The 25060-nt window shown below is 62.0% G+C and carries 20 protein-coding genes; 15 read left to right on the top strand and 5 right to left on the bottom strand.

All coding sequences use genetic code 11. The annotated features are described in order from the left end of the window. Window positions 1-57: 57 nt before the first annotated feature. From motB to AC07N6_RS17070, 5 genes are all read left to right on the top strand, one after another. A complete protein-coding gene (motB, locus tag AC07N6_RS17050) occupies window positions 58-987 on the top strand; it encodes a flagellar motor protein MotB (protein ID WP_494782632.1) in 930 nt (309 codons plus the stop codon). Window positions 988-1024: 37 nt separating this feature from the next. Then, on the top strand, window positions 1025-1579 hold the full coding sequence (locus AC07N6_RS17055) for a chemotaxis protein (protein ID WP_494782631.1): 555 nt from the start codon (window positions 1025-1027) through the stop codon (window positions 1577-1579). Between the two features lie 240 nt (window positions 1580-1819). Beyond that, window positions 1820-2185: a response regulator gene (locus AC07N6_RS17060; protein ID WP_494782630.1), complete on the top strand. Its 366-nt coding sequence runs from the start codon at window positions 1820-1822 to the stop codon at window positions 2183-2185. Window positions 2186-2234: 49 nt separating this feature from the next. Then, a complete protein-coding gene (cheA, locus tag AC07N6_RS17065) occupies window positions 2235-4385 on the top strand; it encodes a chemotaxis protein CheA (RefSeq protein ID WP_494782629.1) in 2151 nt (716 codons plus the stop codon). 18 nt (window positions 4386-4403) lie between these two features. Further along, on the top strand, window positions 4404-4910 hold the full coding sequence (locus tag AC07N6_RS17070; RefSeq protein ID WP_050467922.1) for a chemotaxis protein CheW: 507 nt from the start codon (window positions 4404-4406) through the stop codon (window positions 4908-4910). A 185-nt stretch (window positions 4911-5095) separates the two neighbouring features. Here AC07N6_RS17070 and AC07N6_RS17075 read toward each other — a convergent pair whose 3' ends face one another. From AC07N6_RS17075 to AC07N6_RS17095, 5 genes are all read right to left on the bottom strand, one after another. Beyond that, complete coding sequence (locus AC07N6_RS17075) at window positions 5096-6343, bottom strand: DUF2863 family protein (RefSeq protein ID WP_494782628.1); 1248 nt, start codon at window positions 6341-6343, stop codon at window positions 5096-5098. Between the two features lie 204 nt (window positions 6344-6547). After that, window positions 6548-9241: an aconitate hydratase AcnA gene (gene acnA / locus AC07N6_RS17080; RefSeq protein WP_494782627.1), complete on the bottom strand. Its 2694-nt coding sequence runs from the start codon at window positions 9239-9241 to the stop codon at window positions 6548-6550. Between the two features lie 135 nt (window positions 9242-9376). Further along, window positions 9377-9928 (bottom strand): hypothetical protein, encoded by a 552-nt coding sequence (locus tag AC07N6_RS17085; RefSeq protein ID WP_494782626.1) that lies wholly within the window; start codon window positions 9926-9928, stop codon window positions 9377-9379. 14 nt (window positions 9929-9942) lie between these two features. After that, the gene (locus tag AC07N6_RS17090; protein ID WP_494782625.1) at window positions 9943-10947 is read right to left on the bottom strand and encodes an HpcH/HpaI aldolase/citrate lyase family protein; all 1005 of its coding nucleotides are present in this window, start codon (window positions 10945-10947) and stop codon (window positions 9943-9945) included. 76 nt (window positions 10948-11023) lie between these two features. Then, window positions 11024-12013, bottom strand: a complete 990-nt coding sequence (locus tag AC07N6_RS17095) for a malate dehydrogenase (RefSeq protein ID WP_494782624.1) — start codon at window positions 12011-12013, stop codon at window positions 11024-11026. 467 nt (window positions 12014-12480) lie between these two features. On the opposite strand from AC07N6_RS17095, the gene AC07N6_RS17100 reads away from it, so the two are divergent. From AC07N6_RS17100 to lpdA, 10 genes are all read left to right on the top strand, one after another. After that, window positions 12481-13266 carry a GntR family transcriptional regulator gene (locus tag AC07N6_RS17100; RefSeq protein ID WP_494782724.1) on the top strand — a complete coding sequence of 262 codons (786 nt, stop codon included), beginning with the start codon at window positions 12481-12483 and terminating at the stop codon, window positions 13264-13266. A gap of 139 nt (window positions 13267-13405) precedes the next feature. Further along, window positions 13406-13816, top strand: a complete 411-nt coding sequence (gene sdhC, locus AC07N6_RS17105; protein ID WP_494782623.1) for a succinate dehydrogenase, cytochrome b556 subunit — start codon at window positions 13406-13408, stop codon at window positions 13814-13816. 2 nt (window positions 13817-13818) lie between these two features. Continuing rightward, on the top strand, window positions 13819-14181 hold the full coding sequence (gene sdhD / locus AC07N6_RS17110) for a succinate dehydrogenase, hydrophobic membrane anchor protein (RefSeq protein ID WP_494782622.1): 363 nt from the start codon (window positions 13819-13821) through the stop codon (window positions 14179-14181). A gap of 3 nt (window positions 14182-14184) precedes the next feature. Continuing rightward, on the top strand, window positions 14185-15963 hold the full coding sequence (sdhA, locus tag AC07N6_RS17115; RefSeq protein WP_494782621.1) for a succinate dehydrogenase flavoprotein subunit: 1779 nt from the start codon (window positions 14185-14187) through the stop codon (window positions 15961-15963). 11 nt (window positions 15964-15974) lie between these two features. Next, the gene (locus tag AC07N6_RS17120; protein WP_141916252.1) at window positions 15975-16685 is read left to right on the top strand and encodes a succinate dehydrogenase iron-sulfur subunit; all 711 of its coding nucleotides are present in this window, start codon (window positions 15975-15977) and stop codon (window positions 16683-16685) included. Between the two features lie 153 nt (window positions 16686-16838). Then, a complete protein-coding gene (locus AC07N6_RS17125; RefSeq protein ID WP_050467912.1) occupies window positions 16839-17108 on the top strand; it encodes an FAD assembly factor SdhE in 270 nt (89 codons plus the stop codon). Between the two features lie 147 nt (window positions 17109-17255). Next, complete coding sequence (gene gltA, locus AC07N6_RS17130) at window positions 17256-18557, top strand: citrate synthase (RefSeq protein ID WP_494782620.1); 1302 nt, start codon at window positions 17256-17258, stop codon at window positions 18555-18557. Window positions 18558-18986: 429 nt separating this feature from the next. After that, the gene (locus AC07N6_RS17135) at window positions 18987-21851 is read left to right on the top strand and encodes a 2-oxoglutarate dehydrogenase E1 component (protein ID WP_494782619.1); all 2865 of its coding nucleotides are present in this window, start codon (window positions 18987-18989) and stop codon (window positions 21849-21851) included. Window positions 21852-21938: 87 nt separating this feature from the next. Further along, a complete protein-coding gene (gene odhB, locus AC07N6_RS17140; protein ID WP_494782618.1) occupies window positions 21939-23168 on the top strand; it encodes a 2-oxoglutarate dehydrogenase complex dihydrolipoyllysine-residue succinyltransferase in 1230 nt (409 codons plus the stop codon). Between the two features lie 212 nt (window positions 23169-23380). Continuing rightward, the gene (gene lpdA, locus AC07N6_RS17145; protein ID WP_494782617.1) at window positions 23381-24808 is read left to right on the top strand and encodes a dihydrolipoyl dehydrogenase; all 1428 of its coding nucleotides are present in this window, start codon (window positions 23381-23383) and stop codon (window positions 24806-24808) included. Window positions 24809-25060 lie beyond the last annotated feature (252 nt).

The following is a 25060-nucleotide window of genomic DNA, read 5'->3' on the forward strand; positions in this document are numbered from 1 at the left end:
CGAACCGGCGACCATCGATTTTGACAGCAACCATCAGCACCCAGCAGGAGTAGAGACATGGCCGACGAAGGGCTGCGTCCCATTATCGTAAAACGGATCAAGAAGGGCGGCGGCGGCCACCATGGCGGCGCCTGGAAGATCGCATACGCCGACTTCGTGACTGCGATGATGGCGTTCTTCCTGCTGATGTGGCTGCTGGGTTCGACCGCCAAGGGCGATCTCAACGGTATCGCCGAATACTTCAAGACCCCGCTCAAGGTGGCCATGGCCGGCGGCTCCGGCAGCGGCGACGCCAATACCGTTTTGCCCGGCGGCGGCAAGGACCTGACCCGCCAGGACGGCCAGTTGCGCAAGGGCGAGAACGACGTCGTCACGCGCCGCCAGACCTTGAAAGAGGCGCAGCAGGAGCTGGAGCGCGCCGAGCGCGTCCGCCTGGAGCAGCTCAAGCAGCGCATCGAAAAGGCGATCGATTCCAATCCGACCCTGAAGCAGTTCAAGAACCAGCTGTTGATCGATATCACGTCCGAAGGCCTGCGCATCCAGATCGTTGACGAAAAGAACCGTCCGATGTTTGCTTTGGCCAGCGCCCAGTTGCAGCCTTACACCAGGGAGATCCTGCACGAGATCGGCAAGACGCTCAACGACGTGCCCAACAAGATCAGCTTGTCCGGCCACACCGATGCCACGCCCTATTCCAGCGGCGAGAAGGGATACAGCAACTGGGAGCTGTCGGCCGACCGCGCCAATGCTTCGCGGCGCGAACTGATCCTGGGCGGCATGGATGAATCCAAGGTGCTGCGCGTGGTGGGGCTGTCTTCCGCGGTGCTGCTGGACAAGGAAGATCCGTTTAACCCCATCAACCGTCGCATCAGTATCATCGTGATGAACAAGAAAGCAGAAGAACTGGTGGAGAAAGACAGCGGTTCGCTCAACGTCTCCACCGACGATGACGTACAGGAAGGCTTGATCGGCCCTGCCAAGAATTGACGGGATGTTTAACTGACCACGGGGAAGAGGGCCGGAAATGCCGACACAGACAATGCTGCAGGAGTTGAAACGCCTGCTGCTCGACACAGCCAGCGGAGGCAGCCGCCAATTGACGGAAGTGGAGTCGGATCTGGTCCAGACCAACATTCTGCTGGGCGAAGCCATCGGCAAGCTGGGCGGGAGCTTCATGGACCTGCACCGTTCGGTACAGGCGCAGCAGCAGATCCTCGAAGGCCTGATGAATGGCGGCGAGACGCTCAACGCGGAGAGCATCGAGAAGCTCAAGGAAACGCAGAATGCGGTGAGCCAGCATGTGAATGCCGCGGTAACGGGGCTGCAATTCCAGGATATGACCAGCCAATTGCTGGAGCGTATCGTGCGGCGCGTGATCGGCCTGCGGGAGGCATTGGGCGTATTGAGCGCCAACAGTTTCGAGATCTTGCCGGAACAGGGGCAGACGGATCAGGAGCTGGAGAACCTGCTGGCCAATACCGTGAACTCCATGGAAGAACGGTTGACCATGCTGGAACACGGGCTGTGGAAGGCCGTGCGGCAGACCCGAATGGAAAGCGGCGATATCGAGTTGTTTTAAGACCATGAACAGGGGCTGGGGCCCTGGCAACATGCCGATGGCAAGCGCAACGCCGGCAGCGGTATTGGGTTAGCGGCCTCCGGGGCCGGTCCGCATGGCTTGCAGCGGGAGTGCCGCGGGAGTGCGGCAAGGTTGAACTAGGTCATCTTGGGGCGCCGGCGGCAGTGCGGTTGGTGGCAATGGTGCGGCATAATCCGATATCGCGATTGATGTCCGTAATTGAAGAAACAGGGAGTAACAATGTCCAAAACGATTCTCGCAGTAGACGATTCCGGATCTCTGCGCCAGATGGTGGTATTCAGTCTGAAGGCTGCGGGTTACAGCGTCACCGAGGCGGTCGATGGCGTGGATGCGCTGGAAAAGGCCAAGGCGCAGACCTTTGACCTGGTGCTGACCGACCAGAACATGCCGCGCATGGATGGCCTGACGCTGATTCGTTCCTTGCGCGAACTGACCAGCTACCAGCGCATCCCCATCCTGATGCTGACCACCGAGTTCAGCGATGAGATGAAGTCCAAGGGCAAGGCCGCCGGCGCCAATGGCTGGCTGGTCAAGCCGTTCGACCCGCAGCGCTTGACCGAGGTCGTCAAGAAAGTGATCGGCTGAATTTTCAGAATAAGAACAACACGTACCGCATTCGTGACGGAGCCCAGGCATGAGCATTGATATGAGCCAGTTTTTCCAGGTGTTTTTCGACGAGGCCGAAGAAGGTCTCGCCGAAATGGAAAAGCTTTTGTTGGCCGTCAATGTCGCGTCGCCGGATCCGGAAGATCTGAACGCGATTTTCCGTGCCGCCCATTCCATTAAAGGCGGTTCGTCGACCTTTGGCTTGACCGATATCGCCGAGGTCACGCACGTATTGGAGTCGCTCCTGGACCGTATCCGCCAGGGCCAGATGGCCCTGACCGGCGAGCATGTGGATGCCTTCCTGGCCGCCAAGGACGTGCTCAAGTCCATGCTGGACGGCCACAAGCACGGCGCCGAGGTCGACCTGGATGCGGCCGGCGACGTGCGCATGCTGCTCGAGGCGCTGTCGCAGGGCAAGAGTTCCGCGCCGGCCGGCGCGGCGTCCGGCGCAGCGAGCGGGGCGGGCGGCGTGTGCCGCTATCGCATCGAGATGCCGGCCATCGTCGACAAGGATGCCGAAGCATTGGCCGACGAACTGGCGATGCTGGGCAAGATCGAGAAATCGAAGTCGCCGCAAGGGCGCTGGATCTTCATCCTGGACACCGCCGAACCCATCGATGACGTGGTGGCCATCTGCGCCTTCATCGTCAACGTTGCGGACCTGAAGATTTCACAGGCGCTTGGGCCGGCCCCGGCCAGCGCCAGGGAAGAGGAACAGGGCTACGGTTTCTTCGATAACTTCACGACCCAGGAAGACCGGGAGCGCATTCGGGGCTACGGCTTCCTCGACAACCATACCGCCATCGAAGACCGGGAGCGTACGCAGGGCTACGGCTTCTTCCCGCCCTTCGTGCCATTGGATCTTACCGCCAGGAAGGCCGAGCCGGAGCCGGATTTGCATCACCATCCGGACGAAGCGCCGTTGTCGATCACCGAGAGTGCCGCGCACGAGAAAAAGGCCGCCAAGGCCGGCGGCGCGGCGGCAGGCCATGAGTCATCGTCGATCCGCGTCAGCGTGGAAAAAGTCGACCAGCTCATCAACCTGGTCGGCGAGCTGGTGATCACCCAGGCCATGATCGAACAGCGCGTCGGCAAGCTCGACCCGATGACGCATGAGCATCTGCTCAACAGCGTCAGCCAGTTGAGTCGCAACACGCGCGACCTGCAGGAATCGGTGATGTCGATCCGCATGATGCCGATGGACTATGTGTTTTCGCGCTTCCCGCGCATGGTGCGCGACCTGGCGGCCAAGTTGGGCAAGCGGGTCGAGTTCGTCACCCACGGCGCCGCGACCGAACTGGACAAGGGCTTGATCGAGCGCATCGTCGATCCGCTGACCCACCTGGTGCGCAACAGCATCGACCACGGCATCGAACTGCCCGACGCGCGCCGCGCGGCCGGCAAGAGCGACGCCGGCACGCTGTCCCTGTCGGCCGAGCACCAGGGCGGCAACATCATTATCGAGGTCTCCGACGACGGCGGCGGCCTGAACCGCGACAAGATCCTGGCCAAGGCCAAGTCGCAGGGCATGCCGGTATCGGACAACATCAGCGACGCCGACGTCTGGCAACTGATCTTCGAACCGGGCTTCTCGACCGCCGAGCAGGTGACCGACGTGTCCGGCCGCGGGGTCGGCATGGACGTGGTCAAGCGCAACATCCTGGCCATGGGCGGCGCGGTGGATATCCGTTCCAGCAAGGGCTTCGGCACCACCATCTCGATCTCGCTGCCGTTGACGCTGGCGATCCTGGACGGCATGTCGATTCGCATCGGCGCGGAAGTTTACATCTTGCCGTTGGGGTATGTGGTTGAATCTTTGCAGCCGATAGCGCAAGATATCAAGGAAATCAGCGGACAAGGAAAAGTGCTGCGCGTGCGCGGCGAATACCTGCCGTTGATACCGCTTTATCAGCTTTTCAACATCGAGCCTTCGTTCACCGACCCGTCGCAAGGGCTGGTGGTGATCCTGGAGTCCGATGGCCGGAAAGCGGCGCTGTTTGTGGACGACTTGATCGGACAGCAACAAATTGTCGTAAAAAATCTTGAATCGAATTATCGAAAGGTAGCGGGCATTTCCGGTGCTACCATTCTGGGTGACGGCGGCGTCGCCCTGATTGTCGATGTGGCAGCCTTGCTGCGATCCAGCCGCCAATTGAATGACGAATCTGTGTTTTCCTGATTTTTAAAGGGCCTCAACATGTCTGACACTGCATCCAAGAATCTTTCCGGCTTCGGCGAAAAAACCGACAGCAATGGAAATGAGTTTCTTGCCTTTACCTTGGGCAAGGAAGAATACGGCATCGATATTCTGAAGGTTCAGGAGATTCGCGGTTACGAGGCGGTGACCCGCATTGCCAATTCGCCCGATTTCATCAAGGGCGTGGTCAACCTGCGCGGCATCATCGTGCCCATCGTCGACATGCGCATCAAGTTCCAGCTGGGCGAGCCGACTTACGACCAGTTCACGGTCGTGATCATTCTCAATATTTCCGGCCGTGTGGTCGGCATGGTGGTCGACAGCGTGTCTGACGTGATCACCCTGACCCAGGAGCAGATCAAGCCGGCGCCGGAAATGGGCACCACCTTCGACTCCGATTACCTGATCGGCCTGGGCACGCTGGAGCAGCGCATGCTGATCCTGGTCGATATCGACAAGCTGATGTCGAGCACCGAAATGGGGCTGATTGAAAAGCTGGCGGCTTAACGAGCCCGGCCGCAGTTCTCCGGAGCCGGAGGAGACCAAGGCCGGATGGCGCGTCGCGGTCATTCGGGAAAAGCGGGCGACAAAGCCCGATAGAGAAAAGAAAAAAGCATCTGCCGTCATGCGGCAGATGCTTTTTTTATTGCCAATCGGGCAATCCGGATGGGCGGGGTTTGCCGCCGGCGCGATCAGTGGAAATGCTCGGCCGCCGGCGGCGTGTCTTCCGGCATCTCGGCATGCACCAATTCCCCTTCGCGGTCCGGGAACAGCGGGGCGCCGCAGTCATCGCAGAATTCCATCGTGAAGCGTTCCGTATGGTGCTTGATGTGGACGATGCCGCATTCGCGCAGCACGGTCAGGATCTCCTGCAACGGGCTGGGGCCCGGCGACTCCGGCAAGGCGACGCCGGCCGGCATCAGCAGCGCCATGTCTTCGCCGCTTTCCTGTTCATACAATGGCCATACGGTGCCGTAGACCACGGTCGGGTCGCCGCCGATGGCAAAGCCGATGCGGTATTCGTCGACCTGGCCGTTGATGTCTTCGGAAAAGCCGCCAATGCTGGCATGCAGCTCGACCGAGGAAATATCCAGGGTCTGGGTCAGGAAGTAGTCCGCGGCACGGATCGAGGCCGGGCGGATACGCTTGTCGGCCTCGCGGCAGCCGAAGTAATAGGCTTGCGGCAGCAGCAGTTCGACGTTGCAGCCGGGCAGCATGCGGGTAAGCAGGGGCGTGACTTGCTGCTTCCAGGCGTCGATGGCGGCGCTCTTTCCGGCCGAGAAATGGCTTTGCTGCTCGCTTTCCTGCCAATGGAACAGGGCGGTGCCGGCCGGTACGGCGACGGCGGCGATGACGTAGCGGGTATCGGCCAGGAAGGCGGCGGAAGGCTGCTGCTCGCCGCGCAACTGCACCGGCGCGTGCTTGAGCGCAGATTGGCCGAGCTGCTGGGTGAGGGCGAAGACTTCGCTGTGAAAGCGCGGCAGCTGCTCGATCGCAAATAGCGTGGGCGCCAGCGCCAGTTTGGCATCGTTGGCCAGCACATGGGCGTGCAGGTGGGCGGCCAGCGCATTTTGCATGTCGGCGGCGATGGCGCCGGAGGCGATCGAAAAGCGCGTCCAGGCCAGCACCGGCAGCACCAGCAGTTGCACGTCGTATTCTTTCCCTTCGAATTCAATGGCGGTCGACTCGCTGCCGGCTTCGACGGCTTCGATCAGCACGTCGTAGGCATCCAGGTCGGCCTTGAAGAGATGGTCCAGGGCGGCGTCGATCAGCGTCTGGTGGCCGGTACGCAAGAGCTTGTGCAGCAGGGCGTCCAGCGGTTTGAGCCAGGCCTTTTCCTCAAGCCGGCTGGAGGCTTGCGCGATGGCTTGCGCGAAGGTCACCAGGTGCTGGCTGTCGGAAGAAAGCTTGGAGGAAGAACGTTTGGCGGGACGACGCATGGGTGTGTTTCTAGGGGATAGGGGAAACTTTGTATTGTAGATGATTTGGGCCTGAATTCCGGCCTTGGCGTCGCTGCAGCCGGTTTGGCAAGCTCTCATGCGCGAGAGCAATAAAAACGCCGGACAAGTCCGGCGTTTTTGTTTGGCCATGTCGCCCGTTCGCAGGCGGCATGGCCGGCATGGCCATGGGCAACGTCTGCTTGCTTAAGCGGCCAGCAGTTGACGCAGCACGAACGGCAGGATGCCGCCATGCTTGTAGTAGTCCACTTCGATCGGGGTATCGATGCGCAGCAGCAGTTTGACTTCCTTGGTTTCGCCGTTCTTGCGATGGATCACCAGGGTGGCTTCCTGTTGCGGCTTGATGTCGCCATCGAGACCCTTCAGGTCGAAGGTTTCCTCGCCGGTGATGCCCAGGGTCTGGACGCTGTCGTTGCCGATGAACTGCAGCGGCAGCACGCCCATGCCGACCAGGTTGGAGCGGTGGATACGTTCGAACGAACGGGTGATCACCGCCTTCACGCCCAGCAACTGGGTGCCCTTGGCCGCCCAGTCGCGCGAGGAGCCGGTGCCGTACTCTTCGCCGCCGAACACCATGGTCGGCACGCCGTCGCTGACGTACTTCATGGCCGCGTCATAGATCGCCATCTGTTCGCCGCTCGGCTGGTGGACCGTCACGCCGCCTTCAACGCCCGGCACCATCAGGTTCTTGATGCGCACGTTGGCGAAGGTGCCGCGCATCATGATTTCGTGGTTGCCGCGGCGCGAGCCGTAGGAGTTGAAGTCGGCCTTGAGCACGCCGTTGGCCTGCAGCCACTTGCCGGCCGGGCTGGAGTCCTTGATCGAACCGGCCGGGGAGATGTGGTCGGTGGTGATCGAGTCGCCGAACACGCCCAGGGCGCGTGCGCCGGTGATGCCGGTCGCCGCGGCCTTGGGCTCTTCGGTGAAGGTTTCGAAGAACGGCGGTTCGGCGATGTAGGTCGATGTCGGCCAGTTGTAGACCTCGCCCTTGGCGACGCCCTTGATGGCTTCCCACAGCTTGCCCGGCGCGCCCTTCACATCGGCGTAGTTTTCCTTGAAGGTCTTGGCGTTCATCGCGAACTTCAACAGCTTTTCGATCTCTTTCGAAGTCGGCCAGATGTCGCCCAGGAAGATGTCCTTGCCGCCACGACCCTTGCCGACCGGTTGCGTCATCAGGTCGACGTTGACGTTGCCGGCGATGGCGTAGGCCACCACCAGCGGCGGCGATGCCAGGAAGTTGGCGCGGATGTTCGGGTGGATGCGCGCTTCGAAGTTGCGGTTGCCCGACAGCACGGCCGCGGCCACCACGTCGTTCTTGACGATCGCTTCGTTCATGGCCGCAGTCAGGTCGCCGGCGTTGCCGATGCAGGTGGTGCAACCGTAGGCGGTCACGCCGAAGCCCAGCTTTTCCAGGTAGGGCAGCAGGCCTGCTGCTTCCAGGTACTTGGTCACCACGCGTGATCCCGGCGCCAGCGACGTCTTGATGTGCGGCGCGACCTTCAGGCCGGCTTCGACAGCCTTCTTGGCCAACAGGCCCGCGGCCAGCAGCACGCTCGGGTTGGAGGTGTTGGTGCAGGAGGTGATCGCCGCGATCAGTATGTCGCCGTTGTGCAGGTCCACGCCATCGGCGTTCTTGTAGGTCGCGCCCAGGTCGGCGGCCTTCTTGTTGAAGCCGTTTTCGGCGATCGGCTTGGTGAACAGGTCGGCGAAGGTCGACTTGACGTTGCCGATTTCGATGCGGTCTTGCGGACGCTTCGGACCGGCCAGCGACGGGGCGACGGTGCCCAGGTCCAGCGAGACTTCCTGGGTGTAATCGATCTGGCCGGCCTTGGGCACGCCATACAGGCCCTGCGCCTTGAAGTAGGCTTCGAAGGCGTCGATCTCGGCCTTGGTGCGGCCGGTGCCCTTGAAGTACTCGATGGTGGCGTCGTCGACCGGGAAGAAGCCCATGGTGGCGCCGTATTCCGGGGCCATGTTGGCGATGGTGGCGCGGTCGGTCAGCGACAGCGACTCGGTGCCTTCGCCGAAGAATTCGACGAACTTGCCCACGACCTTGGTCTTGCGCAGCAGTTCGGTGATGGTCAGCACCAGGTCGGTGGCGGTGACGCCTTCGCGCAGCGCGCCGGTCAGGTTCACGCCGACCACGTCCGGGGTCAGGAAGTAGACCGGCTGGCCCAGCATGCCGGCTTCCGCCTCGATGCCGCCCACGCCCCAGCCGACCACGCCGATGCCGTTGATCATGGTGGTGTGGCTGTCGGTGCCCACCAGGGTGTCGGGGTAGTACACGCCGGTCTTGTTGTGCACGCCGCGCGCCAGGTATTCCAGGTTGACCTGGTGCACGATGCCGAAGCCCGGGGGCACCACGCCGAAGGTGTCGAATGCCTGCATGCCCCACTTCATGAACTGGTAGCGCTCGTTGTTGCGCTGGAATTCCAGTTTCATGTTCAGGTCCAGCGCCTTCTTCTCGCGGAAGTGGTCGATCTGCACCGAGTGGTCGACCACCAGGTCGACCGGCACCAGCGGCTCGATGTTCTTGGGGTTCTTGCCCAGCTTGCTGGCGACGTTGCGCATCGCGGCCAGGTCGGCCAGCAGGGGCACGCCGGTGAAGTCCTGCAGCACCACGCGGGCGACCACGAACGGGATTTCATCCACGCGCGCGGCCTTGGCGCCCCAATTGGCCAGTTCCTTGACGTGCTGTTCGGTGACCTTCTGGCCATCGACGTTACGCAGGACCGACTCCAGCACGATGCGGATGGAAAGCGGCAGGCGGGAGATCTTCACGCCCAGCGATTTTTCCAGCGCTGGCAGCGAGTAGAACTTGCCTTTCTTGGAACCGGAAATCTTGAATTCCTTTAGGGTGTTCAATGTGTTGCGGGACATGGCCTCTTCTCCTTAGATGACAATTCAATTAGTGATATTAGCTAGTCGAATCCGGTTTGCGCTGCAATGTTCAAACTGCTGGGGGCTGCCTGATTCTGTGTTACGGCAGGAATCACTGATTCCTGATGCTTCCTGTTAATTCTTCGGCGCCGCTGCCGCTGCCGTTGCCACTGCCGGTGTGCTGGCAGCTGCAGCCGCTTGCTGCTGTTCGGCGTTTCTGCATTCATTGGCCAACTGCTGCCCCTTCTTGGCGTCCAGCAGCAGGCCCTTGGCCGGGATGCCGATCCAGACCAGGCCGACCTTGCGGTTCTCGAAGCGGTTGGCGCCGGTGGTGGTGTCGACCCGGGTCAGGCGGTGAATCCTCTTGTTCCAGCGCAGGGCAATATGCTTGTCGTCGTCGGCGTTCTTCCAGATGGTCAGCTTGTTGCCCAGTTCGCAGTTGAAGTCTGCGGAAAGGGTGCCGCCCAGTTCGGGTTCGCTGTCGTCATCTTCGGCTTCCGACGAGAACGGCATCTTGGCGACGGGCGCTGCCGCCGCTGCGGCAGCCGCTTTCTTGGCCGGCGCCTTCTTGACGGCCTTCTTCTTGGCGGCGGTTTGTGCCGATGCAGTTTGCGCCTGGGCGGCGGGCAGGCCGGCGGCGGCGAACAGGGCGCCGAGCAGGGCGATTGCGGTCAGTTGTTTTTTCATGAACGGTGATTCGGTTACTGAGAAATAAGTGATGGGGAATCGCCGGCGGCAAACCAGGGCGCCGCTGACGGCGGCAGCGCCACGCCGGCGGCGTGGGCGCGCTGCAGGATGCACCAGTAATAGCGATAGCTTGCCCGGTCGTGCAGGCTTCCCTCGTGCTGGATCGGGCCCCATTGCACGGCCTGGGCCTTGAGCAAAATTTGTGCCGCCTGGCCGGCTTCCTCGACGGAAGGCGACATGGCGCGCACGATCGGCCTGATCTGATCCGGATGAATGCTCCACATCCGGGTATAGCCGAACTCTTGCGCCGCGCGTCGCGCATCGTCGGCGACGGCGGCGGGATTCTTGATGTCGGTCGTCACGTTGTGCGACGGCGTTTTGCCATGGGCATGGCAGGCGGCGGCGATTTCCAGCTTGGCGCGGCGTACCAGCGGATGGTCGAATTGCCCGGGGGAGCGCATCGCGGCGCCGGGGATCGCACCATAATGCGCGGAGACGAAATCCATCACGCCAAAAGAGAGCGACTCGACCTGCGGCACCGCCGCGATCTTCCACACATCGGCCAGCGCGCCGTGGGTCTCGATCAGCACGTGCAGCGGCAGCGCATGGCGCCCGGCCGCAAGGCAGGTGGTGTTGATGGTTTCCAGCGCATGCAGCACATCGTCGGCGCCCTCGACCTTGGGCAGCATCACGAAGGCCAGCTCATGCGCCGCGGCCGAGCAAATGATGGAAACATCTTGCGCGAAGTGCGGGCTGCCGACGTCATGCACGCGCGCGCCGATGCGGCGGTGGCGGTTGTCGGGGCCTTTGATCAGCGAGGCGACCAGTTGCGCATGCGCGGCTTCGTTGCCGGCGGCCGCGCCATCCTCGCAGTCGAGCGTGATGTCGAACACCGGGCCGAGTTCCTGCTGCAGGGCGATCGACTTGCGCATCAGCTTTTCGGAGCCGGCGTAATGATCGCAAACCGGAAGCGAAACCGGTTGCTGCGCACCTGGGAACAAGACCTGGGAGGGATGCATTGCTGCTGAATGAATGGGGTTGCTGTTCAGTGAAAACTGCGCGGCGGCGGCAAGCCGCACGCCGCGCCGCAGTCGGTTAGCCGACCAGGTGCTTGACGCCTTCGCGCTCTTCCAGCAGCTCTTTCAGAGTGAGGTTGATGCGTTCTTGCGAGAACGCATCGATCTCCAGGCCCTGGACGATCTTGTACTCGCCGTTTTCGGTGGTCACCGGGAAGCCGAACATGGTGCCTTCGGGGATGCCGTAGGAGCCGTCCGACGGGATGCCCATGGTGGTCCACTTGCCGTTGGTGCCCAGCACCCAGTCACGCACGTGGTCGATCGCCGCGTTGGCCGCCGACGCCGCCGAGGACAGGCCGCGCGCTTCGATGATGGCCGCGCCGCGCTTGCCCACTGTCGGCAGGAAGGTGTCCTTGTTCCAGACCTGGTCGTTGATCAGGTCCTTGACGGACTTGCCATCGGCCGTGGCGAAACGGTAGTCGGCGTACATGGTCGGCGAGTGGTTGCCCCACACGCACAGCTTTTCGATGGCGGAGACCGGCTGGCCGATCTTGGCGGCCACTTGCGACAGCGCGCGGTTGTGGTCCAGGCGCAGCATGGCGGTGAAGTTCTTGGCCGGCAGGTTGGGGGCCGACTTCATGGCGATGTAGGCATTGGTGTTGGCCGGGTTGCCGACCACCAGCACCTTGACGTCGCGCGAAGCCACGGCGTCCAGCGCCTTGCCCTGCACGGTGAAGATCTGGGCGTTGGCTTCCAGCAGGTCCTTGCGCTCCATGCCGGGGCCGCGGGGACGGGCGCCGACCAGCAGGGCGACGTCGGCATCCTTGAACGCGGTCAGCGGATCGCTGTGGGCGGTCACGCCGGCCAGCAGCGGGAAGGCGCAGTCGTCGATTTCCATGATGACGCCCTTGAGCGCCTTCTGCGCTTTTTCATCAGGGATTTCCAGCAGTTGCAGGATGACCGGCTGGTCTTTGCCGAGCAGGTCGCCGTTGGCGATACGGAACAGCAGGGAGTAACCGATTTGACCGGCGGCGCCGGTGACGGCAACACGCTTGGGGGCTTTAGCCATGTTGAATCTCCAAAAGAGGTGATGAAAAAAAGCATTCCGGACTGCATCGAAGCGCACGTTGCGGTCGCGTCGCGTAAGGCGCGGCAGGGCCGTCTGCGGTTGCTTCTTGTTTGCGCAAATGTCTTGCGCGAGTTCCTCAAATTCTTGTTAGACCGCCATGATACCGTCGAAAACGAAGGGAGTCAGTTGCTTTCGCGGGCAGCGCCGCCGGCCGGTCGGAAAACCGTCGCACGCATGTCCGGCGCGCATGAAAATGCGGAATTCCGGAGGTCTAAATGCAATCGATTCTCGTTATCGTTGATTGGCCGGAAGCGCGCGTCGCGTCTGCGTTGCGGCTTTTCAGGTTGCTCGCGAGTGTAGGCCTGCGAAGGACGCGTGTCAATCAATATCTTATGTCTTATATAAGACATATTATTGCATCATTTTTGCTGGACGCCGGGAGCGGTTTTGTGGTGAAATTCGGGGTTATGAGCTCGATCCTGCCCAATTCGAACAACGGTGACGCGCAAGGCGTGGGATCGGGTGTTGCCGGCCCCGCGCCGACCTTCAGTCCGCTGTACCAGCAGATCAAGGCGCTCATCATGCAGCGCCTTGAGGCCGGCGAGTGGAAGCCGGGCGAGCTGATCCCCAGCGAAGTCGAGCTGGGCGGCCGTTTCAAGGTCAGCCAGGGAACGGTGCGCAAGGCCATCGATGAGCTGGCGGCGGAAAACCTGGTGGTGCGGCGCCAAGGCAAGGGGACGTTCGTTGCCACCCATCATGAAACGCAGGCGCAATTCCGCTTCCTTCGCCTGATGGCCGACAGCGACGAGCCGCAGCGTCCGGAAAACAAGATTATCGAAGTCAAGCGCGTGCGCGCATCCGCCGAGGTGGCGAGGCAGCTGGATGTGAAATCCGGCGACTCCGTCATCTTCATCCGGCGGGTCAAGTACTTCAATGGCGTTCCCATCATCCTCGAAGAAATCTGGCTCCCTGGCGTGATCTTCAAGGGGCTGACGGCCGAGCGCCTGGTGGAATACAAAGGGCCGTTGTATGGCCTGTTCGAGTCGGAATTCGGGACACGCATGATCCGCGCCGAGGAGCGCATCCGTGCCGTGGGGGCGGATCCGGAATCTGCGGAAATCCTGGGAGTTCCGCCCAACACGCCGTTGTTGAGTGTAGAGCGTGCTTCATTCACCTACGGCGACAAGCCGGTGGAAATGCGGCGCGGCCTGTATTTGACGACAAATCATCATTATCAGAGCGAACTGAGCTGAGGTCCGGCGGGGTGCGTGCCCTGGGCGGAAGGGGGAGATTGCTCCCCATTTGGCTGTGCTGCGAAGCGGAATAATGTTGGTGACGATTTGTAAAATCGGCGAAAATTGCAAGATTGTTTTAATCTGAGGAGAACCTTGTATGTCTGAAGCCGCTAAACCACAACGGCCGCAATTTCGTAACATACACCTTACCCAAATTGCCGGTTACCGCATGCCGCTGGCTGCGCTGGTGTCGATCATGCACCGCGTCAGCGGGCTGTTCCTGTTCCTGATGCTGCCTTTTATCCTGTATCTGCTGGATAACAGCCTGCTCTCCGAGGGCACTTTCGAGCATCTCAAGGGCATCGCCTCCAACTGGTTTGTCAAGCTGGTCATCCTCGCCCTGTCCTGGGCTTATCTCCACCACTTCTGCGCCGGCATCCGCCACCTGATCATGGATAACCATATCGGCCTGGACAAGGACAGCGCACGCAAGTCGTCGGCCGGCGTTCTGGTCGTCAGCATCGCGCTGATGATCCTGGTTGCATTGAAACTGTTCGGAGCATTCTAAACATGGATAACAATATCGGATCCAAGCGCCTCGTCGTCGGCGCCCACTATGGCCTGCGCGACTGGCTCGCGCAGCGCGCCACCGCAGTCGTGATGGCGGTCTACACCGTGATCTTGCTGGCGTGCTTCTTCACCTCCGTGCATTTCAGCTATGAAGGCTGGGGTGCGCTGTTCTCGCACCAATGGTTCAAGATCGCCACCTTCGTCACGCTCATGGCGCTGTTCTTCCACGCCTGGATCGGCGTGCGCGATATCTGGATGGATTACGTCAAGCCGGTCGCCCTGCGCCTGGTTTTGCAAGTTGCCACGATCCTGTGGCTGATCGGTTGCGCCGGCTATGCCGCGCAGATTCTGTGGAGAATGTAAATCGTGGCTGCTATCAAATCCACAATCACTACCCGCCGCTTTGACGCGGTCATCGTCGGCGCCGGCGGTTCCGGCATGCGCGCCTCCCTGCAACTGGCGGAAGCCGGCCTGAACGTGGCCGTGCTGTCCAAGGTCTTCCCGACCCGCTCGCACACCGTGGCTGCCCAAGGCGGCATCGGCGCTTCGCTGGGCAATATGTCGGAAGACAACTGGTACTGGCACATGTTCGACACCGTCAAGGGGTCGGACTACCTGGGCGACCAGGACGCCATCGAATTCATGTGCCGTGAAGCACCGAAGGCGGTGTACGAGCTGGAACACTTCGGCATGCCGTTCGACCGCAATCCCGACGGCACCATCTATCAGCGTCCGTTCGGCGGCCACACCGCCAACTTCGGCGAAAAGCCGGTGCAGCGCGCCTGTGCCGCTGCCGACCGTACCGGCCACGCGCTGCTGCACACGCTGTACCAGCGTAACGTGCGCGCCAAGACCCACTTCTTCGTCGAATGGATGGCGCTGGACATCATCCGCAATGAAGAGGGCGACGTCCTCGGCGTGGTCGCGCTGGAAATGGAAACCGGCGAAATCATGATGCTGCACGCCAAGACCACCCTGTTCGCCACCGGCGGCGCGGGCCGTATCTGGGCGGCATCGACCAATGCCTTCATCAACACCGGCGACGGCATGGGCATGGCGGCACGCGCCGGCTTGCCGCTGCAGGACATGGAATTCTGGCAATTCCACCCGACCGGCGTGGCCGGCGCGGGCGTGCTGATCACCGAAGGCGTGCGCGGCGAAGGCGGCATCCTGATCAACAGCAGCGGCGAACGTTTCATGGAGCGCTATGCGCCGACCCTGAAGGATCTGGCGCCGCGCGACTTCGTCTCGCGTTCGATGGACCAGGAAATCAAGGAAGGCCGCGGCGTCGGTCCGCACAAGGATCACGTCCTGCTGGATCTGCGCCACATCGGCGCCGACACCATCAAGAAGCGCCTGCCGTCGATCCTGGAAATTGCGCACAAGTTCGCCAACGTCGACGCGACCAAGGAGCCGATCCCGGTCGTGCCGACCATCCACTACCAGATGGGCGGTATCCCGACCAACGTGCATGGCCAGGTGGTCGTGCCCAAGGGCGGCTCGCAAAAGGAAGTGGTGCAGGGCATGTACGCCATCGGCGAATGCGCTTGCGTCTCGGTGCACGGCGCCAACCGCCTGGGCACCAACTCGCTGCTGGACCTGGTGGTGTTCGGCCGCGCCGCCGGCAACCACATCGTGGCCAGCGGCCTGCAAGACCAGAGCCACAAGCCGATCCCGGCCGGCGCGCTGGACCGTTCGCTGGAACGTATCGCCCGCATGGAACACAGCACCGGTTCCGAGCGCGTGCAGGACGTCGCCAACGACATCCGCGCCACCATGCAGAAGTATTGCGGCGTGTTCCGCACCGATGCGCTGCTGCAGGAAGGCGCCAAGAAGATCATGGAACTCGACGAGCGCCGCAAGCACGTCTCGTTCAAGGACAAGTCCAAGGTGTTCAACACCGCCCGCCAGGAAGCGCTGGAGCTGGACAACCTGATCGAAACCGCCAAGGCCACCATCACATCGGCCGCCGCCCGCAAGGAGTCCCGCGGCGCGCACGCGCACAGCGACTACGAGCAGCGCGACGACGTGAACTGGCTCAAGCACACACTGTGGTTTTCCGAGGGGAATCGTCTCGACTACAAGCCGGTCAACATGCAGCCGCTGACCGTTGAGACATTTAAGCCTAAAGCACGTACTTTCTAAGAGGTCGCAACATGACTCGCACTTTGAAATTCAAAATCTACCGTTACGATCCGGACAAGGACGAGAAGCCGTACATGCAGGACCTGACGGTCGAGTTGAAGCCGACCGACAAGATGCTGCTCGACGCCTTGCAGCGCATCAAGGCCGACGTGGACGACTCGCTGGCGCTGCGCCGCTCCTGCCGCGAAGGCGTGTGCGGCTCGGACGCGATGAACATCAACGGCAAGAACGGCCTGGCCTGCATCACCAACTTGAACGAGCTGACCGAACCCATCGTTCTCAAGCCGTTGCCGGGCCTGCCGGTCATCCGCGACCTGATCGTCGACATGACCAACTTCTTCAAGCAGTACGATTCGATCAAGCCTTACCTGATCAACGACAGCATCCCGCCCGAGAAGGAGCGCCTGCAGTCGCCCGAGCAGCGTGAAGAGCTCGACGGCGTGTACGAGTGCATCCTGTGCGCCTGCTGCTCGACGTCGTGCCCGTCGTTCTGGTGGAATCCGGACAAGTTCGTCGGCCCGGCCGGCCTGCTGCAAGCCTACCGCTTCATCGCCGACAGCCGCGACGAAGCCACCGGCGCCCGCCTGGACAACCTGGAAGACCCGTACCGCCTGTTCCGTTGCCGTTCCATCATGAACTGCGTCGATGTCTGCCCGAAGGGGTTGAACCCCAACGCGGCCATCGGCAAGATCAAGGAACTGATGGTGCGCCGCGCGGTTTAAGCGGCGCAAGCAGTACGAGCCGCCCGCGGCGCTGCCCAGCCGGGCCGCGGCGGTTCGAAACGGGAAGCAGGGCACAGGGGCTTCCCGCTGCCGAACCCGGAACGCCGGGATTCGGTAGTATTGAAGATGAAAAGTATAGAAGTGAGCGAGTTCATGACTACCCGTCACCAGGATGATCCGGCAAAACGCGCGCGACTGCGCTGGCGAGCACGCCGAGGCTTGCTGGAGAACGATCTGATCTTGACGCGCTATCTCGATGCCAACGAGGCCGGGATGAGCGACGAAGAGGTCGATGCGTTTTCCCGGCTGATGGACCTGTCCGACAACGACCTGATGGACTTGCTGCTGGCTCGCAAGGAGCCGGAGGCGGCGGTTGACCTGCCGCATGTGCACACGTTGTTGCAAAAACTGCGTACGGCCTGATTTTGCGCCTGGCCACAAGCCAGACGGATTTTGCTCGAACGCGGCCTGCTTTTTCACGCCACCCAGCGCATCGGATCATGGATGCCGCCAGGCAACGCGGTCGCGGTTTTGATTAACGGTTTCACCATCCCAGCAAAAGGAAAAGCTATGTCTAATACCGATATCAAAGCTACCCTGTCATTCTCCGACGGGTCTCCATCCGTAGATTTTCCTGTCTACAAGGGCACCATCGGCCCGGACGTGATTGATATTCGCAAGCTGTACGCCGGCACCGGCAAGTTCACCTACGACCCGGGTTTCATGTCGACCGCAGCCTGCAACTCCTCGATCACCTATATCGACGGCGACAAGGGCGAGCTGCTGTACCGCGGCTACCCGATCGAACAGCTGGCAGTGAATTGCGATTTCCTGGAAACCTGCTACCTGCTGCTGCACGGCGAGCTGCCCAACGCCGCCCAGAAGACCGAATTCGTCGATACCGTGACCCAGCACACCATGGTTCACGAGCAGATGAACTTCTTCTTCCGCGGTTTCCGCCGCGATGCGCACCCGATGGCGGTGCTGACCGGTTCCGTGGGCGCGCTGTCGGCCTTCTACCATGACTCGCTGGACATCAGCAATCCGGTCCACCGTGACGTGTCGGCCATCCGCATGATCGCCAAGCTGCCGACCCTGGTTGCGATGGCATACAAGTACAACATCGGCCAGCCGTTCGTGTATCCGCGCAACGACCTGTCGTACAGCGCCAACTTCATGCGCATGATGTTCGCCAACCCGTGCGAAGAGTACAAGGTCAACGACGTGCTGGTGCGTGCGCTGGACCGCATCCTGATCCTGCACGCCGATCACGAGCAGAATGCCTCGACCTCGACCGTGCGCCTGTCGGGCTCGTCGGGCGCCAATCCGTTCGCATGTATCGCCGCCGGCATCGCCTGCCTGTGGGGCCCGGCGCACGGCGGCGCCAACGAAGCCGCGCTGACCATGCTGGAGAGCATCGGTTCGGTCGACAAGATCCCCGAGTTCATCAAGCAAGTGAAGGACAAGAACTCCGGCGTCAAGCTGATGGGCTTCGGTCACCGCGTCTACAAGAACTACGATCCGCGCGCCAAGCTGATGCGCGAAACCTGCTACGAAGTCCTGAATGAACTGGGCCTGCACGACGACCCGCTGTTCAAGCTGGCCATGGAGCTGGAAAAGATCGCGCTGGAAGACGACTACTTCGTGTCGCGCAAGCTGTACCCGAACGTCGACTTCTACTCGGGCATTGTGCAACGCGCGCTGGGCATCCCGACCTCGATGTTCACCTGCATCTTCGCCATGGCGCGTACCGTCGGCTGGATCGCGCAATGGAACGAAATGATTTCGGATCCGGAGCAAAAGATCGGCCGTCCGCGCCAGCTGTTCGTCGGTTCGCCGCGCCGCGATGTGGCGCCGATCGACAAGCGCTGAACGGGCCCCGGGCCGGCTGGCGCAGAGTTGGCCGGCCGGCAATAACGGACGGTCGTGCGCTTGTCTCGCCTGTCCCGTGATCGGGGCGGGCGACGATGAAGCCTTGGTCGGCGCGGCTTTCCGGGCCGCTGTTGGCGGTTTGAAACGCCCAGCGGAAGCCGCAGCAAATAAAAAAGCGAATCCTGAGGGTTTCGCTTTTTTATTGGGGAGAAGGATATATAATTCCGTAGCGCTGGCTGGATGACACTGGTAGCAGCCATTTCATCAACAGGTATTCCCGCCTATTGATGAAATGGGTTCTGATACAGAAATTCAGATAGACAACAAGGTCCTTCCCCACAACTTGATGCAATCCGCTAACCGGTCAGGCCGTGTCGCGGAAGGTGTAGAAACCCGCTAATCTCGCGAAACGCGAAGAAAGGTGAGCAAATGACAAAGCTCTACGAGCAATATAACCTCAACTCCTACCTCTTCGGTGGGAATGCTCCGTACCTGGAAGAACTGTACGAAGCCTATCTCGACAATCCCGGATCCGTCCCCGACAACTGGCGCGCCTATTTCGACGCCGTCCAGCACGTTCCTGCCACCGATGGCTCGAGCCGTCCCGACGTCGCCCACGCTCCCGTTATCGCCTCGTTCGCCGAGCGTGCCAAGCAAGGCCCGATCCGTACCGTCATCGCCTCGGCCGACTCCGACATGGGCCGCAAGCGCGTCGCTGCCACCCAACTGATCGCCGGCTACCGCGACCTCGGTTCCCGCTTCGCCAACCTGGATCCGCTGCAACGCCAGGAACGCCCCAGCATCCCCGAACTCGATCCATCCTTCTACGGCTTCACCGATGCCGACATGGACATCGTGTTCAACATCAACAACACCTATTTCGGCCCCGAGACCGCATCGCTGCGCGACCTGCTGCAGATGCTGCGCGACACTTACACGCGCACCATCGGCGCCGAATTCACCTACATCTCGGACATGGCCGAAGTGCGCTGGCTGGAAGAACGCCTGGAGCCGACCCGCGCCGCGCCCAGCTTCTCGGCCGAGAAGAAAAAGCACATCCTGGAACGCCTGACCGCGGCCGAAGGCCTGGAGCGCTACCTCCACACCAAGTACGTCGGCCAGAAGCGCTTCTCGCTGGAAGGCGGCGAAAGCTTCATCGCCTCCCTGGATGAAACCATCCAGCGCGCCGGCGAAAACGGCGTGCAGGAAATCGTGATCGGCATGGCCCACCGCGGCCGCCTGAACGTGCTGGTCAACATCCTGGGCAAGACCCCGCAGGAACTGTTCTCCGAATTCGAAGGCCACCACGCTGACGACCTGCCGGCCGGCGACGTCAAGTACCACCAGGGCTTCTCGTCCGACGTCTCCACCCCCGGCGGCCCGGTTCACCTGTCGCTGGCGTTCAACCCGTCGCACCTGGAAATCGTCAACCCGGTGGTGGAAGGTTCGGTCAAGGCGCGTATGGATCGCCGCGGCGACAAGGACGGCTCGCAAGTGCTGCCGATCCTGGTGCACGGCGACGCCGCATTCGCCGGCCAGGGCGTCGTGATGGAAACCCTGAACCTGGCGCAGACCCGCGGCTACGGTACCGGCGGTACCGTGCACATCGTGATCAACAACCAGATCGGCTTCACCACCTCCGACCCGCGCGACTCCCGTTCGACGCTGTACTGCTCGGACGTGGTCAAGATGATCGAGGCGCCGGTGCTGCACGTCAACGGCGACGATCCGGAAGCCGTCGTGTTCGCCACCCAGATCGCTGTCGACTACCGCCTGAAGTTCAAGAAGGACATCGTGGTCGACATCATCTGCTTCCGCAAACTGGGCCACAACGAGCAGGACACCCCGGCGCTGACCCAGCCGCTGATGTACAAGAAGATCGCCCAGCATCCGGGCACCCGCAAGCTGTACGCCGACAAGCTGGCGGCCCAGGGCACCATCGCCGCCAACGGCGGCGAAGAGCTGGTCAAGGCCTTCCGCGCCGCGATGGACGCCGGCAAGCACACCATCGATCCGGTGCTGACCAACTTCAAGAGCAAGTACGCGGTCGACTGGCTGCCGTTCCTGAACCGCAAGTGGACCGACGCGGCCGAAACCGCCGTGCCGCTGGCTGAACTGAAGCGCCTGGGCGCCAAGATCACCACCATCCCCGAAGGCTTCAAGGCCCACTCGCTGGTCGAGAAGGTCATCAACGACCGCGCCACCATGGCGCGCGGCGAAATGAACCTGGACTGGGGCATGGGCGAGCACCTGGCCTACGCGTCGCTGGTGTCGTCCGGCTACGCCATCCGCCTCACCGGCCAGGACGCCGGCCGCGGCACCTTCGTGCACCGCCACGCCGTGCTGCACGACCAGAACCGCGAACGTTGGGACGCCGGCACCTATGTGCCGCTGCAAAACGTCGCCGAGAACCAGTCGACCTTCACCGTCATCGACTCCGTGCTGTCGGAAGAAGCGGTGCTGGGCTTCGAATACGGTTATTCGACGGCCGAGCCGAACACACTGACCATCTGGGAAGCGCAGTTCGGCGACTTCGCCAACGGCGCCCAGGTCGTGATGGACCAGTTCATCAGCTCCGGCGAAGTGAAGTGGGGCCGCGCCTCGGGCCTGGTGCAGATGCTGCCGCACGGTTACGAAGGCCAGGGCCCGGAGCACTCCTCGGCGCGCCTGGAACGTTACCTGCAACTGTGCGCGGACAACAACATGCAAGTGGTGCAGCCCACCACCGCCGCGCAGATCTTCCACCTGCTGCGCCGCCAGATGATCCGCCTGTTCCGCAAGCCGCTGATCATCATGACGCCAAAGTCGCTGCTGCGTAACAAGGATGCCGGTTCGCCGCTGTCCGACCTGTCCAAGGGTTCGTTCCAGACCGTGATTCCGGAAGTCGACGAGTCCATCGACGCCAAGAAGGTCAAGCGCATCGTCGCCTGCTCGGGCAAGGTCTACTACGACCTGGTTAACGCCCGCAAGGAACGCGGCCAGACCGACACCGCCATCATCCGCGTCGAGCAGTTGTATCCGTTCCCGCACAAGGCGTTCGCAGCTGCCCTCAAGCAGTTCCCGAACTTCAACGAACTGGTCTGGGCGCAGGACGAGCCGCAGAACCAGGGCGCATGGCTGCAAATCCAGCACAACATCTTCGAAAATCTGTCCGAAGGTCAAAAGCTGGCTTATGCAGGCCGTCCGGCCAGCGCATCGCCTGCCGTGGGTTACTACGACAAGCACTATGCGCAGCAGAAGGCGCTGATCGAGACTGCGTTCTCGAAGCTCAAGGGCTTTGTCCTGACCAAATAATCACTGTTGCAAACCAGACGCGCCATCGCTGCAAGGGGGAGCGCGTCTGTGTTTCATTAAAACGAATTACCCGAATCGGAGAACTAAATGGCTCAAATCGAAGTAAAAGTCCCACAATTATCGGAATCCGTCGCTGAAGCGACCCTGCTGCAATGGCACAAGAAAGTCGGCGAACCGGTTTCGCGCGACGAAAACCTGATCGACATCGAGACCGACAAGGTCGTGCTGGAACTGCCGGCGCCGGACGCCGGCGTCATCACCCAGATCATCAAGGCTGACGGCGCCACCGTCGTCGCCGGCGAAGTCATCGCCATCCTCGATACAGAAGCATCGGCGCAAACAGCGCCTGCCGCCGTAGCTGCGGCGCCGCAAGCCGCAGCGCCTGCCGCCGCCGCTCCCGAGCCAGCCAACAAGGGCAACGTCGCCATGCCGGCCGCCGCCAAGCTGCTGGCCGACAACAACCTGTCGACCGCGCAAGTTACCGGCACCGGCCGCGATGGCCGCGTGACCAAGGGCGACGTGCTGGGCGCGCTGTCCGCACCGTCGGCCGCGCCTGCCGCCGCCGCCAAGCCGGCGCTGGCGCCGGTGGCCGCACCGAGCAAGGCCGGCCTGGAAAGCCGTCCGGAACAGCGCGTTCCGATGAGCCGCCTGCGTGCGCGCGTGGCCGAGCGCCTGCTGCAATCGCAAGCCACCAACGCCATCCTGACCACCTTCAACGAAATCAACATGCAGCCGGTCATCGACCTGCGCAACAAGTACAAGGACAAGTTCGAGAAGGAACACGGCGTCAAGCTGGGCTTCATGTCCTTCTTCGTCAAGGCGGTGGTGCACGCGCTGAAGAAGTACCCGATCGTCAACGCCTCGGTTGACGGCAACGACATCGTCTACCACGGCTACTTCGATATCGGCGTGGCCGTCGGTTCGCCGCGCGGCCTGGTGGTTCCGGTCCTGCGCGATGCAGACCAGATGTCCATCGCCGACATCGAGAAGAAGATCGGCGAATTCGGCCAGAAGGCCAAGGACGGCAAGCTGTCGATCGAAGAACTGTCGGGCGGCACCTTCACCGTGTCCAACGGCGGCACCTTCGGTTCCATGCTGTCGACCCCGATCATCAACCCGCCGCAATCGGCGATCCTGGGCATCCACGCCACCAAGGACCGCGCTGTTGTCGAAAACGGCCAGGTCGTGGTGCGTCCGATGAACTACTTCGCGCTGTCCTATGACCACCGCATCATCGACGGCCGCGAAGCCGTCCTGTCGCTGGTGGCGATCAAGGAAGCGCTGGAAGATCCGGCCCGCCTGCTGCTCGATCTCTAATGACTGCCGGGCAGGCTACTGCGCGAACCGATTTCGCCGATGCGATGCTCGCCGTACTCCGGTACGGCTGCGCTTCTCTCGACGACCTTGGCTCGCTCGCTACGCCTGCCCGACAGCCCACAGAGCCGGATCGGCGCTGAAAACCTTTTCTTTTCAGCGCCTTTTTTGTATCCGCGGAATACATGTCCGCGATAGACAAGATTGGAAAAAACATGAGCAAGAATTTTGACGTGGTCGTCATCGGTGGCGGCCCCGGCGGCTACATCGCCGCCATCCGCGCAGCGCAACTGGGTTTCAACGTGGCCTGCATCGACGAATGGAAGAACGACAAGGGCGGCCCGGCGCCGGGCGGCACCTGCACCAACGTCGGTTGCATCCCGTCCAAGGCGCTGCTGCAATCGTCCGAGCACTATGAGCATGCCAGCCACGGTTTCGCCGAGCACGGCATCGAAGTCAAGGGCCTGGGCCTGAACCTGGAAAAGATGCTGGGCCGCAAGAACACCGTGGTCAAGCAGAACAACGACGGCATCCTGTACCTGTTCAAGAAGAACAAGGTCACCTTCTTCCACGGCCGCGGTTCCTTCGTCAAGGGCGATGCCAACGGTTACGAAATCAAGGTGGCGGGCGCGGCCGAAGAAACCGTCACCGCCAAGCAGGTGATCATCGCCACCGGTTCCAATGCCCGTGCGTTGCCAGGCGTGCCGTTCGACGAGCAACTGATTCTGTCCAATACCGGCGCGCTGGCTATCACTGAAGTGCCGAAGAAGCTGGGCGTGATCGGCGCCGGCGTGATCGGCCTGGAAATGGGTTCGGTATGGCGCCGCCTGGGCGCGGAAGTGACCGTGCTGGAAGCGCTGCCGACGTTCCTGGGCGCAGTCGATGAACAGATCGCCAAGGAAGCGCAGAAGCTGCTGGCCAAGCAGGGCCTGAACGTCAGTCTGGGCGTGAAGATCGGCGAGATCAAGGCCGGCAAGAAGGGCGTCACCGTCGAGTACACTGACAGCAAGGGCGACGCGCAAAAGGGCGAGTTCGACAAGCTGATCGTCTCCATCGGCCGCACCCCCAACACCATCGGCCTGAATGCCGAAGGCATCGGCCTGAAGCTCGATGAGCGCGGCTTCGTCGCCGTCGACGGCGACTGCAAGACCAACCTGCCCAACGTGTGGGCGGTGGGCGACGTGGTGCGCGGCCCGATGCTGGCGCACAAGGCGGAAGAAGAAGGCGTCGCGGTGGCCGAGCGCATCGCCGGCCAGCACGGCCACGTCAACTTCAACACCATCCCCTGGGTCATCTACACCTCGCCGGAAATCGCCTGGGTCGGCAAGACCGAGCAGCAACTGAAGGCCGAAGGCGTGCAATACAAGGCCGGCACCTTCCCGTTCCTGGCCAACGGCCGCGCACGCGCGCTGGGCGATACCTCGGGCATGGTCAAGTTCCTGGCCGATGCCAAGACCGATGAAATCCTGGGCGTGCACATCGTCGGCCCGATGGCTTCCGAGCTGATTGCCGAAGCCGTGGTTGCCATGGAATTCCGCGCTTCGGCGGAAGACATCGCCCGCATCTGCCATGCCCACCCGTCGCTGTCCGAAGCGACCAAGGAAGCGGCGCTGGCAGTCGACAAGCGTGCGTTGAACTTCTGATGCGCGATGAAAAACCTGTTCAACGCCTCGTATTTCATCTTGAAATGACGTCAGGCTAACGCCCGTCGAGACATTGAACAGGTTCTAATGCGACAATACGCGTCGCCCATGCTTGTCATGCAGCCGCGTATTGAGCATTGACGATGCATCGTGATGGGCGAGCCTGGCTCGCCCATTTTGCTTTACGGAATTTGAAAAACGGCGCCCGGCACAGGGCCGGCGCAGATGGTCGGAGTGATGCGGCGAGAGGCT

It is taken from the genome of Herbaspirillum sp. GW821-FHT09A12, from assembly GCF_059418325.1.

What these genes read in the sequence shown, in the direction of transcription:
- motB (WP_494782632.1), top strand. Translation starts at nt 58, where the DNA reads ATGGCCGACGAAGGGCTGCGTCCCATTATCGTAAAACGGATCAAGAAG.
- AC07N6_RS17055 (WP_494782631.1), top strand. Translation starts at nt 1,025, where the DNA reads ATGCCGACACAGACAATGCTGCAGGAGTTGAAACGCCTGCTGCTCGAC.
- AC07N6_RS17060 (WP_494782630.1), top strand. Translation starts at nt 1,820, where the DNA reads ATGTCCAAAACGATTCTCGCAGTAGACGATTCCGGATCTCTGCGCCAG.
- cheA (WP_494782629.1), top strand. Translation starts at nt 2,235, where the DNA reads ATGAGCATTGATATGAGCCAGTTTTTCCAGGTGTTTTTCGACGAGGCC.
- AC07N6_RS17070 (WP_050467922.1), top strand. Translation starts at nt 4,404, where the DNA reads ATGTCTGACACTGCATCCAAGAATCTTTCCGGCTTCGGCGAAAAAACC.
- AC07N6_RS17075 (WP_494782628.1), bottom strand. Translation starts at nt 6,343, where the DNA reads ATGCGTCGTCCCGCCAAACGTTCTTCCTCCAAGCTTTCTTCCGACAGC.
- acnA (WP_494782627.1), bottom strand. Translation starts at nt 9,241, where the DNA reads ATGTCCCGCAACACATTGAACACCCTAAAGGAATTCAAGATTTCCGGT.
- AC07N6_RS17085 (WP_494782626.1), bottom strand. Translation starts at nt 9,928, where the DNA reads ATGAAAAAACAACTGACCGCAATCGCCCTGCTCGGCGCCCTGTTCGCC.
- AC07N6_RS17090 (WP_494782625.1), bottom strand. Translation starts at nt 10,947, where the DNA reads ATGCATCCCTCCCAGGTCTTGTTCCCAGGTGCGCAGCAACCGGTTTCG.
- AC07N6_RS17095 (WP_494782624.1), bottom strand. Translation starts at nt 12,013, where the DNA reads ATGGCTAAAGCCCCCAAGCGTGTTGCCGTCACCGGCGCCGCCGGTCAA.
- AC07N6_RS17100 (WP_494782724.1), top strand. Translation starts at nt 12,481, where the DNA reads ATGAGCTCGATCCTGCCCAATTCGAACAACGGTGACGCGCAAGGCGTG.
- sdhC (WP_494782623.1), top strand. Translation starts at nt 13,406, where the DNA reads ATGTCTGAAGCCGCTAAACCACAACGGCCGCAATTTCGTAACATACAC.
- sdhD (WP_494782622.1), top strand. Translation starts at nt 13,819, where the DNA reads ATGGATAACAATATCGGATCCAAGCGCCTCGTCGTCGGCGCCCACTAT.
- AC07N6_RS17120 (WP_141916252.1), top strand. Translation starts at nt 15,975, where the DNA reads ATGACTCGCACTTTGAAATTCAAAATCTACCGTTACGATCCGGACAAG.
- AC07N6_RS17125 (WP_050467912.1), top strand. Translation starts at nt 16,839, where the DNA reads ATGACTACCCGTCACCAGGATGATCCGGCAAAACGCGCGCGACTGCGC.
- gltA (WP_494782620.1), top strand. Translation starts at nt 17,256, where the DNA reads ATGTCTAATACCGATATCAAAGCTACCCTGTCATTCTCCGACGGGTCT.
- AC07N6_RS17135 (WP_494782619.1), top strand. Translation starts at nt 18,987, where the DNA reads ATGACAAAGCTCTACGAGCAATATAACCTCAACTCCTACCTCTTCGGT.
- odhB (WP_494782618.1), top strand. Translation starts at nt 21,939, where the DNA reads ATGGCTCAAATCGAAGTAAAAGTCCCACAATTATCGGAATCCGTCGCT.
- lpdA (WP_494782617.1), top strand. Translation starts at nt 23,381, where the DNA reads ATGAGCAAGAATTTTGACGTGGTCGTCATCGGTGGCGGCCCCGGCGGC.